The following is a 12,540-nucleotide window of genomic DNA, read 5'->3' as shown; positions in this document are numbered from 1 at the left end:
GGCATGACCACCCCGATCACGCTGCCGGAAGTTCACGAGTTCATCGCCAGTTTCTGGTACCACTACGACCAGGGCCAGTTCGATGTGCTGGCCGCCTACATCGCCGACGATATGACGTATCTCAGCCGGTCCGATTCCGGACAGTGCCCGTTCGAGCAGTTGTTGGCCGCCGAACTGTCCGGTGGCACCGAGGTTCTTGCGTGGTTGAGCCAGCACCGGGATGAGAACCCCTATCCACTTCGGCATCACGCCACCAACATCTTCCGTACCGGGACCGACGGTGAGGCGACCCTGGTGCGCTTCTACCTCTACGTCAACCAGGTCACCAACAACGTCCCGTTCGATGTGTCCTCCGGTGTGGTCGACGTCGCCATCCGGCGTGCCGCTGAGGGACTCAAGTTCACCTCCATGACGGTCGTGCTCGATGCCGAGGACTCCATCCCGTTCGCCGAGCACCGCACCAAACTCGCCGCGACGAACGCGTGACCGTGGGGGACGCTGACGCCCGCACAACCTTCGGCGGCGGCATAGCGGTCATCACCGGAGCCGGCGCCGGTATCGGCGCCGGCCTGGCCAGACATGCGCACCGGCTCGGCATGACCGTCGTGTTGGTGGATGTGGACGAGGACGCCGCCACCGCATTGCGCGAGGAGTTGGTCACCGACGGTGGAACGGCACACGTCGCGGTATGCGATGTGCGTGACGCCGAGGCCGTGGTCGCGTTGGCCGAGCAGGTCTATCGCGATATCGGACCGGTGCGACTACTGGTGAACAACGCCGGCGTCGAACAGTTCGGCTACCTGTGGGATACCCCGGTGGCCAACTGGAACAGGGTGATGGACATCAACGTCAGTGGGGTCTTCCACGGTGTACGGGCATTCATACCCAAGATGATCGCCGCCGCAACCCCCGTGTGGGTGTGGAATCTGTCATCGATCGGCGGAGTCGCCAGTGTGCCCCTGCAAGCGCCCTACATCGTGAGCAAGCACGCCGTGCTGGCACTCACCGAGTGCCTGCGCCTGGAGGTCGAGTTGGCCGGGCACAGCGATGTCATCCGCGTGCAGGCCGTCCTGCCGGGGGCAGTGAAGTCGAACATCTTCGAAGCCGCCGGTGGGGTGGACGCTGCCGCTGCGGGCACCGCGGTCGATGCGGCCGAATCTCAACGCGCGGCAATGCTCGATATCAAAGCTGCCGCAATGGATCCCGACGAGGCGGCCGAGGTGATCTTCGAGCAGTCCGCGCAGGACACGTTCTATCTGCTGACCCAACCCGAATATGTCGGGTCGGCAATGGCCGAGCGTGCGCACACCTTGACCACCCTGGCCGCACCAAAGCTGCGCACCAAGCAACGCTTCGACCCGGCCCAGCACTGAGACGGTGCCGATGCCTCATCCTGACCAGCCCGCGGGGTACCAACCCACGCTCGACCCCGATGCCGCCGCTCGTGTCGCGGCCTTCGGACCACCGACACCCATCCGGGAACGCGGGCTGCAAGCCGTCCGCGACTCGCTGGAATCCGCACCGCCGCCGGCAGATATGCCGGCGATGGCCGACGTATCCGATACCGAAGTCACCGGACCGGGCGGTCCGATCCCGGTGCGGATCTACCGCCCCACCGCCGCCGATGGCCCGCAGCCGGTGATCGTTCATCTGCACGGCGGCGGGCTGGTGATGGGTTCGAACCGTTCATTCGAGCCGATGGCTCGGGCGTTGGCAGCGGCCAGCGGGGCCGTCGTCGTCGCCGTCGACTACCGGCTGGCGCCGGAGAACCCGCCGCCCGCCCAGTTCGAGGACGCCCTGGCGGTCACCAATTGGGTTGCTGCCGAGGCCGCTTCGCTGGCTGTTGATCTCGACAGGATCGTCGTGTGCGGCGACAGCGCCGGTGGCGGCGTCGCCGCGGCGGTGGCGTTGGCAGTGCGCAACGACGGCGGACCGCGGCTGTTCGCCCAGGTGTTGTTGTATCCGGGTGTGGACCGCGATATGGGTGCACCGTCGTTGGTCGGACATCACGACACACCCATGCTGGTGCATGACGACATCGTCTTCCTGCACGAACTCGCCGATATCGGCGCCGGGGCGCCGCACGATATCCGGCGGGTGCCGGCCTATGCGACCGATCTGACCGGTCTTCCGCAGGCAATAGTGGTCACCGCCGAACTCGATCCGATCTACGACTGGGGTGAGCGCTATGCCGCGCGTCTACGTGATGCCGGCGTACAGACCACGCTCACTCGCTACCCGGGCATCTACCACGGGTTTTTGATGCGCTCGGAGGCCACCGCCCGCGGCCGGTTGGCAATGGCCGAGACCGGCGCGCTGCTACGCGCCAAGTTCGCCAACCCGCTGCCGTTCGCGCCTGCCGACCAGCGAACACAGGGTTGACCGACGTCCCGATGGCCGGACACTGCCCGTACGAACATGGCTGACCGCAACAACAATTGGACGCACTGACGGCGTGCGATTCGCCGTATCTACAGAAGAAGGAGTGCCTGTGATGCTCACCGATGAGCGGCGGATGGAGCTGTCCGACATCCTGCGGCCCGCGTCGCCGCCTCGCGAGGTCGACAACGTGTACACAGACGACCAGCGGGACCGACTGCTGAACGTCGTTCGTGAGAACGCGCCGTGGAATCTGATTATCGCGCAGCACTTCTCGTCGCCCGAGGAGTTGATCGCGACGATGAGCGGCAGGTTCCCCGAGGGCTTCACCCCGACATTGGACCTGTTCCTCACCCCGACGTTCCGTGGGTTCCTTGCCAACTACGGCACGGTGCTCTACCCGGAGCTGCACGACTGCTTCTACAACGCGCAGTTCCTGGAAGAAGCCAAGTCGTACTGGGGTGCCGAGTATGCCAAGCCGCAGATGATGCTGTTCAACATCAACGGCCCCTGTGCCAACCGCGATCCGGGCCACCTGGACTCCCCCAGCTTCCGCGGCGTGCGGTATGAGAACGCACCGACCTGGCTGGTCAGCGTGATGGGCAAATCCGGCCTGTTCCAGGACTACCTGATCAAGATGGCACAGGTCATCACGTGGTTCTCCCACGATCCCGGGAGCGGCTTCACCTACTGGCCCGAGGGACCCCTTAAGGAGCCGCGGCGCATCGTGCCACCCGTGTACAACCGCGGTGTGGTGGTGCAGAACGAGATGCTGATGCATCGCGGCGAGGCCAACGGCCCGCTGGATCAGCAGGTTCCGGCCGGACTGGACTTCCACACCGTGTTCGCCGGTGATCCGGATTCCAACGAGCACTGGGTACTGCGCACCGATGACACGGTGATCGCCCGCCACCACACCGACGATCTGCGATTCCTGGTGCACTGGTCGGCCGAGGTGTTCGAGGACTATGACGAGCTCAAGAAGAACATGGATCACTCCGATGATCTGACCATCGACAAGGCGATCGACATGATGGTCGACGATCTCGGCAAGAAGGGCATCAAGCTCGACATCCCGAGCGCTCCCCTGCACGACGCCGGCTTCATCGGCGCGCTCAATGCCGGTTACGACCTGGGTGGTCCGGCCATCTACCCCGAGGAAGCCCCGCTGAGCGCCTTCCAGTTGGGTTGATCCGAACGATCTGCGCCACAAGACGTCCCGACAGCCATTGCCGGCTGTCGGGACGTCTCGTGTTTCGCGTGAGTATCGGTACATCAGCAGATCAGCTGGAGGAGGACACCGGTATCAGCGGGATCTTCTTCATCGCGCTTTCGCGGGGATCGGGTGCCGCTGCGGCCGCGGCGTGATTCTCCTCTCCCCGGGTGTAGGTCCACACGCAGAACGGCTCTCCAGGAGCGAGCTTGAAATCTTTCGGCGGCAGGTTGATCGCAAGCGTGCAACCCGGGAAGAAGGGGGCCGAGATACGTTGTTCGAAAGTGCAATTCATCCATGCCCGCTGAGGTGGGTAGAGCCCCTCGTCGAGGTAGCGCTGCAGCACCTCGCACCGACGCATGTTGAGCACGACGTGGTCGGGGTTGTGGACGATGTACTCCCCGCCGTAGCCCAGCGTGCCGTCGATGCTCAGCACAGCCAGCTTCAGGTAATCGACGACGTGCACCGGTTCGATGCCGAGCACCTTGGCCAGCTTGGGGTACTGATAATCGATGATCATCTCGTACATTCCGGGCAGAGCCAGCCAGACCTCTTCTTCGGGAATCACCTTGACCCACTGATCGATCAGGTAGTTGTGACCTTTGAGGTACTGATCCCAGTAACTGGTGATCAGTCGGATCAGCGCCGGCTTGGTCAGGTCCTCGCTCTGAACGTCGAACGGAATTGCCTGGTATTGCGGGTTCTTCCAATCCCACCCGGGCGGCGCGACGAAGCGGGCCATCGGGAGGATCTGCCGCATTTCGCCGCGGGTCACCTCGGCGACAATGTCGATGGCTTTGTCCAGACCGCACTTCGGAGCGTACGTCTGGATATGCGCGTATGGCATGAAATACAGCACGTCTTCGAAGACCCGCGCCAATTTCGCCAAGAACGCCTGTGAGAAGTCGTGGATATTGCCTACCTCACCCATGAAGTCGTGGGTGTAGTCGTCGTAATTCAGCTCGGGTTTCGTGCTTTCCGTTGTGCCACCGTCAACAACGGGTGCGCTCGTATCTGTCACCATATTGGTCCTCCTCAGGGCTGTGGGGAAGGTAGATGCCTCGCTTGGTCGTTCTTTCACACCGACCAGACTTGTCATAATCTGCCTATTAGTCAGATTCTGCCAGTGATGATGCAACCACCGTTCGACCTCTCGCCGAGCACCGCTATCCCACTCAACGGCACACCAACCTCGGCGGGCCGCCAACGGCAGACCCAACCCGACTAAGCTTTGGGCCGACGATTGCACCAAAAAGGGGGCGCAGTGACAAGGCCGACGCTGAACGAACGGCGCGGTGAGGAGCTCAGGCTCGCTATCGCAATGGCCGCTCGGGAGCTGTTTCTGGCCGATAACAACACCTCGGCCACCGTCGAACGCATCTGCGATACAGCGGGTATCGCACCGCGGACGTTTCACCGCCATTTCGCCGCCAAGGAGGACGTCGTGCTACCCCTGCTCGGGCAGTACGGCAGCTTGAGCGTTCAGCTTCTCCACGACGCCGCGGTCGAAACCGATACCGCTGAAGCACTCGTCACCGCCTTCAGCGGTGAGGTGTCCAGACGTGCAGAGTTCGAGACGGATCGCACGTTCTTGGCGCTGATGATCGCCGATCCGCAGTATCGACTTCGATGGCTCGAATGGGGGCAGGAACTGGAGCCTGCGATCACCGAGTTCTTGGCAGCACGGGTCGAATTGGACGACGATCGCTTCGCTCGGACATTACCGGCCCACATGATCATTCAAATCTGTCGCCAGGCCTACATCCACTGGGCCGACACGGGAGACTTCGAGAACCTGGAGTGCAGTCTGCGGACCGGTATGCGCCTGGTGCTACGCGCACTGCGCCCGTCACCCGAGCTCGCGAGCAACTAGCTCGGCGCCCGATTTCCACGCTGTCAGCTTTCGCGCTCCGCGAGTACCGGAAGTGCACCCGAACCGGCAGCGCGTTCGATCGAGTCACGCAGTCGGCGGCACGCCAGAAACAGACCGGGGCGCTCGAGCCCGAGACGATTGGTCACCGCAGGGTGGGCGGACGCCTCAGCACGTTCGCGACACCGAGTCAACGAATCGGCATTCCACTGCACACTCGTCTGTTCCCAGCTGCTTTTGCGGACCAGTACGCTCGCCGCGCACTCCCGGCAGCTCACCGGCTGCATCGGTGCGTCGCGCAGCCGGTTGTCCGGCCTGACGCTCACTTGGTCAGGCCCACCAGCCTGGGCAACCGCTTGGCAGCGATATTCTCCTCGACCTCTTTCATCCACGCCTCACGTGGGCGGGTGGTGTCGATCTCGAATTCGAACCGGTCGACCATATCCGGTGTGACGTCCGCGGCATCGACATAGAACTGCTCGTACCACCGTCGCAACTGGTAGACCGGACCGTCCTCCTCGCACAACAACGGGTTGTCGATGCGCGCCTTGCGACGCCAAATGTGCACGTCTTGCTCGAAACCCATCTTCACGAAGTCGCCAAGCGCGACCGCCATCTGCGTGGCAACGTCTTCCGGCACGGCTTCTGACTTCTCGACGGTTATCCCGTATTGCAGGACGAAGGAGTTCTCGTCGATCGGATAGTGACAGTTCAACAAGACCGTGCGCTGGTCACCGTGCTCATAGTGGTATGTCAGATCATCGATCATGAAGGACGGTCCGTAATAAGAAGCCACGGAGGTGGTTCCGAGAATTTTGGCGCCCTCGCCCGATCCGAGATCAGGCCTGCCGACGCTTTCGTAGTACTGCGTCGCGATGTGCCCCTCGAAGATGTTCTTGAAGCCGGTCGGCAAGCCGCCGTGAATATAGAAGAAGTGCGCCATATCGACGATGTTGTCGATGATCTCGCGGCAATTGGTATCGACGACCGTGGTGTACCAGTGCCAGTCGGTCCACGTGTCACCCCCAACTCCCTCGATCGAGGGGATGGTGACATCGGCCGGCGGCGCCTTCTTCTCCGGGTCATTCCACAGAAAGAGCATGCCGTCTTGTTCCATGGTCGGCCACGCCGCGGTACGCGCCAGCTTGGGTACACGCCGACTGTACGGAATCTGCTTGCAGCGGCCGTCACCACCCCAACGCCAATCATGGAACGGGCAGGCGATCTCGTTGCCTTTGACCTCACCGTCGGACAGATCACCGCCCATGTGCCGGCAGTAGGCGTCGAGGACGTTGAGCTTGCCGTCCTCACCACGGAAGACGACGAGCTTGGTTCCGAAGGCATTGATGGAGTGCGGGGTACCGTCGCCGAGCTCACGGGTCAGGCCCAGGCAGTGCCAGCCACGGGCAAACCTGCTGGGCGCTGCCTGCGCTTCGATCTGACGAACGTCCCCGGCACCGTCGGGCTGCAACGATGTCATGTCGGACCATCCTCGATTCTCGTGGTTGCATGGATGAATCCGTTGTAGCACCGCCACTCTCGCGGTGAGTTCGGATGTTCCACTGACCGGGCACCGCCACCACAGATACGTGCTGCCTACTCCAGAATCAAGCGGTGACCGACCAGAAGAACATCGCCGTCGATCTGCTCGTCGTCGGCTCAGGGACAGGCATGTCGGCGGCACTTGCTGCCCACGAACTGGGGCTCTCGACGTTGATCGTGGAAAAGACCCGGTACGTGGGTGGTTCGACGGCCCGTTCGGGCGGAGCCTTCTGGCTGCCCGGCAGTTCCATCCTCAAGGACAACGGTTCGGCGGACACCGCGGACAGGGCGCGCATCTATCTTGAGGCCCTGGTCGGTGCCGACGCCGCACCCGAACGGTCGCGCACCTTCGTCGACCATATCCCGGCCACCATCGAGATGCTCCGCCGCACGACGCCGTTGAAATTCATGTGGGCCAAGGGTTATTCGGACTATCACCCGGAGCAACCAGGTGGCAGCGCAGTCGGACGTACCTGTGAGTGCCGACCATTCGACACTGCTGTCCTGGGCCCCGAGCTGGCCCGTCTGCGCCCCGGCGTGATGAAGTCATCGTTCCCGATGCCTGTCACCGGCGCCGATTACCGTTGGCTGAACCTGATGGCGCGTACGCCACGCAAGTCCTGGCCGCGGATCATGCTGCGGGCCATGCAGGGTATCGGCGGCTTGGCCCTGCGGCGCCGGTATGCCGCAGGTGGCCAGGCTTTGGCGGCCGGGATGTTCGCCGGCGTGCTGCAGGCCGGGATTCCGGTGTGGACCGACTCGCCGGTGGCCGAGTTGACATACGACGGTGAGCGGGTGACCGGTGCGCTGGTAGAGCGTGAAGGCACCACGGTGACCGTCTCGGCGCGACGCGGCGTGGTCCTCGCCACCGGCGGCTTCGATCATCTGATGAGCTGGCGACACAAGTTTCAGTCGGAGCGCCTCGGCGGGCACTACAGCCTCGGGGCGGAAGGAAACACTGGCGACGGTATCCGACTGGCCCAGAATCTGGGGGCAGGCATCGGGCTGATGGATCAGGCGTGGTGGTTCCCGGCATTCGCGCCGCTGCCCGGGGGCGATCCCGTGGTCATGCTGGCCGAACGTTCATTGCCCGGTTGTCTGTTGGTGGACCAAGACGGCAGACGGTTCATCAATGAGGCCACCGACTACATGTCTTTCGGCCAGCGGGTGCTGCGACGCGAGCAGGCTGGAGACCCCATCGACACGATGTGGATGGTTTTCGATCAGCGCTATCGCAACAGCTACCTGATGGCCGCCGAACTGTTTCCACGGATGCCGATTCCGCAGAGCTGGTACGACGCCGGGATCGCCTACCGCGGCGCCGATCTGGAAGAACTCGCTCGTCAGATCGGGTTGGACTCGGCCACGTTCACCGAAACCATGCACCGATTCAACGGGTTCGCCGACGCCGGTGTGGACACCGACTTCCAGCGCGGGGCCAGTGCGTATGACCGCTACTACGGCGACCCGACGATCATGCCCAATCCGAACCTGCGTCCCCTGGACTCCGGGCCGTTCTACGCGGTCAAGGTAGTTCTGAGTGATCTCGGCACCTGCGGCGGTGTGCAAGCAGACGTCCACGGACAGGTGGTTCGCGAGGACGGCTCGACCATCACAGGCCTCTATGCCATCGGTAATACCGCGGTCAACACGTTCGGTAAGACGTATCCGGGTGCAGGCGCGACCATCGCACAGGGCTTGGTGTACGGCCATATCGCGGCTCACCACGCCGCGGGTCGCTCGGCTTGAGGCTGCTCAGCTAGCGGCGTCGCCGCCTAGGGCATCACCGGTGCCCTCGGCGGCGATCCGACGCTCCACGTCGTACCAGTACTCGCGCAGCGGGAACCGTCCAGCCAGGCCGCCACCTTGCGCAAAGGTCTCCTCGACAGCATCAAGGTCCTTGATCATGCGTAACGCGCGCTCTCGTTCAGCTGCGTAATAATCCTCAGACCACCGTAATGCCAGACGCGCATACGACCATGCCGGTTGTTCGCCCGCCCACCGTGCCTCCATGGCAGCATCTCGGTGCATCTCGTCGGCGTAGGCCGCGTGCGACTGCAAGACCTCTCGCAATCGGCCGGGCTTCAACAAATGCCCGAATATCACTCGCATCAACGGATTGTGTTTCAGCGTGGGCGGTTCGACCTCGTTGTCGTTGGCCCACTGAGTGACCGCCGCAAGGCCCACATCGGCGATCTTGTACACACGGCGACTCCGGACTCCCCCCTCGACCCGAGAGCTCACCATGCCCTGCTTTTCGAGCTTCTTGAGCTCGGAGTAGATCTGGCTGTAAGCGGGACTCGAGTAAAAGAACCGCATGGACCAGTTGAGCCACTTTTTGATGTCGTAACCAGAAAGCTCATCTCCGCCGGAGAGCATCCCGAGCAGCGTCCATCCCGTCGGCGATACATTCAGCCCGTCGGTTTCGCCCCCGGCGTGTTCCGTCACCTGCCAAGGCTAGCAATGTGACCAGCTCGTCGGCCCGTTACTACCGCTCACCGGGATGACGCGTTGCACCACCGCACGGCGAAAGCAGAAGGTAACAATCGACTCGTTGGGCCTGTGAACGGCAAGGAGATGTATGACCGCACAATCCGGTGGCGATGTTCTCGTCCCCGCGGGACCACAGATGCGCCACGTGCTCGGCCACTTCTGCACCGGGATCGCCGTCATCACCGCACATGACGGAGTGAATCCCGTCGGATTCACCTGCCAGTCGATCACGTCGGTGTCGCTGGAACCGCCTTATATCTCTTTCTGCCCTTCCAACACGTCGACGAGTTGGCCGATGATCCGCGATGTCGGCACGCTGTGCGTCAACATCCTGGCTGCCGAACAAGCCGACGTCTGTGCACGATTCGCAACGCGGAGCGTGGACAAATTCGCCGGTGTTCCGTGGAATCCGGGTGCCAACGGCGCACCCGTGCTGAACGGAACGCTGGCCTCGGTCGAGGCCGATATCGAGTTCGAGCATCCCGCGGGTGACCACAGCATCGTCGTCGCCAGGGTGACCGGACTGTGGGCGCACGAGGAACGTCGTCCCCTGCTGTTCTACCGTGGCAGTTACGGGGCCTTCGAAGGGACGCCTGGTGCCTGATCCAGATATGTCTGATTCAGATCTCGAGTTCGATGTCATCGTCGCCGGGTCCGGTGGCGGACTTGCCGGCGCCTACACCGCTGCCCGCGAGAATCTTTCGGTGTTGCTCGTGGAGGCCACCGATCTGTTCGGCGGCACCACGTCGTTCTCCGGCGGGGGCGGCATGTGGTTTCCCTGCAACCCCGTGCTCCAGCGCGCAGGCACCGATGACACCATCGACAAGGCGTTGACATATTTTCACGCTGTCGTGGGTGAGCGCACTCCGCGCGAACTCCAAGACGCCTACGTCCGCGGCGGCGCCAAGCTCATCGAGTATCTGGAACAGGATCCGGCCTTCGAGTTCACAGCGCTCCCGTGGCCGGATTACTACGGCACGGCTCCCGAAGCCCGTACCGACGGCTACCGGCACACGATCCCGCTTCCCGTTCCCGATGCGGCCCTCGGCAAGTACGCAGGCCTGGTGCGCGGACCGCTGGACACCGAGCGGCTCGGCGCCGAAGCGCCCGATCTTCTCGTCGGAGGGCGCGCGCTCGTCGGCCGGTTCCTGGCTGCACTGGACAAGCTACCCACCGTCACCTGCTGGTTGAACGCGCCGCTGGTGGACCTGATCACCGAGAACGGACGCGTCGTCGGCGCGGTGATCGAGCGCGACGGCGCTCCGGTGCGGGTCACGACACGTCGCGGCGTGCTCCTGGCCAGCGGTGGATTCGAACAGAACGCCGAGATGCGCGCCGAATACGGCGTACCCGGCCACGCCACGGACTCCATGGGCGGTCCCGGTAGCACCGGCCGCGCGCACCGCGCAGCCATCGCCGTCGGCGCCGATGTCGATCTGATGGACCAGGCCTGGTGGTCACCGGGGATGACCCATCCCGACGGCCGGTCCGCCTTCGCGCTGTGGTTCACCGGCGGCATCTTCGTCAACCAGCAGGGCCGCCGGTTCGTCAACGAATCCGCACCCTACGACCGCATCGGCCGCGACATCATCGATCAGATGCAGAACGGTTCCACCAGATTGCCGTTCTGGATGATCTACGACAACCGCGACGGCGACATTCCCCCCGTCAAAGCCACCAACGTGTCCATGGTCGAGCCCGAGAAATACCGCACGGCAGGTCTGTGGCACAGCGCCGATACGCTGGCCGAGCTCGCCGGGGCAATCGGTGTCCCCGCCGCCGAACTGGAAGCCACCGTGGCGAGATACAACGAACTTGCCGCCACGGGCATCGACGACGACTTCGGCCGCGGCGGCGAGGCGTACGACCGCGCGTTCAGCGGGGGCGAGTCACCGATGGTCCCACTGGACACCCCGCCCTATCACGCGGCGGTCTTCGGGCTGTCCGATCTGGGCACCAAAGGTGGGCTGCGCACCGATACCCACGCCCGGGTGCTCGACGCCGACGGCGCGGCCATCCCCGGTCTGTACGCCGCGGGCAACACGATGGCGGCAGTGTCGGGCACCACCTACCCCGGTGGCGGCAACCCCATCGGCGCGTCGATGTTGTTCAGCCACCTGGCGGCACTGGACATGGCGACACAGAGCTCAGCGGAATGAGCGCACCTCTCGCGGCCGATGAAGCACGGCGCCTGGAGGATCTCTACGGACCCCTCACCCAGTCATTGCGCACACTCATCGACGTCACGATCAGGAGCCGGGCCGATGACACCGATGTGCGCCAGGCGCACAGTTTGATCAATCAAGCTGTGACACTGCTGAGCTCACGCTTGGACCCCGAGCCATTCGGAGTACGTGCGACCACCGAGGGCGGGACGCTCACGTGGGGCAATGTTGCGATAGGACTGCGTAACGCCATCGCCTTCCCTTTGCACGTCATCCGCGACGACAATGGCGCGACCAGTGCCGATCTACACGTCACGGCACCCTATGAGGGTCCTCCCGGTCACGTGCACGGCGGAGTGTGTGCGCTCATCCTCGACCATGTCCTGGGGGCGACGGCACATCAACCGGGACGGCCCGCCGTGACCGGCACCCTCACGGTGCGGTATGTGGCACCGACTCGCCTGGGCCCACTTCGGGCCGAAGCATGGGTCGAGAGCGAGACCGAATCGAAAACCGTTGCCGTGGGCCATCTTCGAAATTCGGAGGGTACTGTCACGGTAGAAGCTCACGGCGTTTTCATCAGACCGAAAGCAAAACATGACAACTGATTTCGACACCGAGCCCGCGGTGGAAGGGTGGTTCGCCACCGACGAGTCCGGGGCCACGCATCTGATCGGCGGTAAGTGCACCGCGTGTGCCACCTATGTCTTCCCGCCCCGGGAAAGCAACTGCCCCAACCCCGGCTGCGACAGCGACACCCTGGCCCTGGTCCCGCTATCCCGGCGCGGCACCGTGTGGAGCTACACCGAAAACCGGTACGCACCACCGCCGCCCTATCCCTCCCCCGATCCGTTCCAACCGTTCGCCGTCGCCGCGGT

The 12,540-nt window shown here is 63.7% G+C and carries 14 protein-coding genes; 10 read left to right on the top strand and 4 right to left on the bottom strand.

Annotated features, from left to right (window positions below; translation table 11 throughout):
• Window positions 1-3 precede the first annotated feature (3 nt).
• The 4 genes from IC40_RS0124105 to IC40_RS0124090 all read left to right on the top strand — a co-directional run bounded on the left by IC40_RS0124105 (window position 4) and on the right by IC40_RS0124090 (window position 3,571).
• Window positions 4-486, top strand: a complete 483-nt coding sequence (locus IC40_RS0124105) for a nuclear transport factor 2 family protein (RefSeq protein ID WP_030137226.1) — start codon at window positions 4-6, stop codon at window positions 484-486.
• Between the two features lie 2 nt (window positions 487-488).
• Window positions 489-1,373, top strand: a complete 885-nt coding sequence (locus tag IC40_RS0124100) for an SDR family oxidoreductase (protein ID WP_030137225.1) — start codon at window positions 489-491, stop codon at window positions 1,371-1,373.
• Window positions 1,374-1,383: 10 nt separating this feature from the next.
• Window positions 1,384-2,382, top strand: coding sequence for an alpha/beta hydrolase (locus IC40_RS0124095; protein WP_030137224.1), 999 nt, complete (start codon window positions 1,384-1,386; stop codon window positions 2,380-2,382).
• 112 nt (window positions 2,383-2,494) lie between these two features.
• Window positions 2,495-3,571, top strand: a complete 1,077-nt coding sequence (locus IC40_RS0124090; protein WP_030137223.1) for a hypothetical protein — start codon at window positions 2,495-2,497, stop codon at window positions 3,569-3,571.
• A gap of 91 nt (window positions 3,572-3,662) precedes the next feature.
• On the opposite strand, the gene IC40_RS0124085 is transcribed toward IC40_RS0124090, so the two are convergent.
• Complete coding sequence (locus IC40_RS0124085; protein WP_234411594.1) at window positions 3,663-4,691, bottom strand: hypothetical protein; 1,029 nt, start codon at window positions 4,689-4,691, stop codon at window positions 3,663-3,665.
• A 165-nt stretch (window positions 4,692-4,856) separates the two neighbouring features.
• On the opposite strand from IC40_RS0124085, the gene IC40_RS0124080 reads away from it, so the two are divergent.
• A complete protein-coding gene (locus IC40_RS0124080) occupies window positions 4,857-5,465 on the top strand; it encodes a TetR/AcrR family transcriptional regulator (protein WP_036470773.1) in 609 nt (202 codons plus the stop codon).
• Between the two features lie 23 nt (window positions 5,466-5,488).
• Here IC40_RS0124080 and IC40_RS28380 read toward each other — a convergent pair whose 3' ends face one another.
• Together IC40_RS28380 and IC40_RS0124070 are read right to left on the bottom strand one after the other, a co-directional pair.
• On the bottom strand, window positions 5,489-5,749 hold the full coding sequence (locus IC40_RS28380) for a hypothetical protein (protein WP_081843540.1): 261 nt from the start codon (window positions 5,747-5,749) through the stop codon (window positions 5,489-5,491).
• Between the two features lie 35 nt (window positions 5,750-5,784).
• On the bottom strand, window positions 5,785-6,942 hold the full coding sequence (locus IC40_RS0124070; RefSeq protein ID WP_030137219.1) for a 3-ketosteroid-9-alpha-monooxygenase, oxygenase component: 1,158 nt from the start codon (window positions 6,940-6,942) through the stop codon (window positions 5,785-5,787).
• A gap of 134 nt (window positions 6,943-7,076) precedes the next feature.
• Between IC40_RS0124070 and IC40_RS0124065 the strand changes: the two genes are divergently transcribed.
• Window positions 7,077-8,753 (top strand): 3-ketosteroid-delta-1-dehydrogenase, encoded by a 1,677-nt coding sequence (locus IC40_RS0124065; protein ID WP_030137218.1) that lies wholly within the window; start codon window positions 7,077-7,079, stop codon window positions 8,751-8,753.
• Between the two features lie 6 nt (window positions 8,754-8,759).
• On the opposite strand, the gene IC40_RS0124060 is transcribed toward IC40_RS0124065, so the two are convergent.
• Window positions 8,760-9,383 carry a PadR family transcriptional regulator gene (locus tag IC40_RS0124060; RefSeq protein WP_081843539.1) on the bottom strand — a complete coding sequence of 208 codons (624 nt, stop codon included), beginning with the start codon at window positions 9,381-9,383 and terminating at the stop codon, window positions 8,760-8,762.
• A 202-nt stretch (window positions 9,384-9,585) separates the two neighbouring features.
• Between IC40_RS0124060 and IC40_RS0124055 the strand changes: the two genes are divergently transcribed.
• From IC40_RS0124055 to IC40_RS0124040, 4 genes are all read left to right on the top strand, one after another.
• Window positions 9,586-10,101: a flavin reductase family protein gene (locus tag IC40_RS0124055; RefSeq protein ID WP_030137216.1), complete on the top strand. Its 516-nt coding sequence runs from the start codon at window positions 9,586-9,588 to the stop codon at window positions 10,099-10,101.
• Window positions 10,102-10,108: 7 nt separating this feature from the next.
• A complete protein-coding gene (locus IC40_RS0124050) occupies window positions 10,109-11,656 on the top strand; it encodes an FAD-binding protein (RefSeq protein WP_030137215.1) in 1,548 nt (515 codons plus the stop codon).
• Entirely contained in the window at window positions 11,653-12,270 is a 618-nt protein-coding gene (locus tag IC40_RS0124045) for a PaaI family thioesterase (RefSeq protein WP_030137214.1), read from the top strand. Before IC40_RS0124050 ends, IC40_RS0124045 begins: the two co-directional genes overlap by 4 nt.
• On the top strand, window positions 12,260-12,540 hold a 281-nt coding region (locus IC40_RS0124040), incomplete at its 3' end, for a Zn-ribbon domain-containing OB-fold protein (RefSeq protein WP_030137248.1). The genes IC40_RS0124045 and IC40_RS0124040, both read left to right, overlap by 11 nt.

Origin of the sequence: Mycolicibacterium neoaurum ATCC 25795 (assembly GCF_000691525.1) — a bacterium.
Lineage (GTDB): Bacteria > Actinomycetota > Actinomycetes > Mycobacteriales > Mycobacteriaceae > Mycobacterium > Mycobacterium neoaurum.
This window is presented reverse-complemented; position numbering and strand designations above follow the sequence as displayed.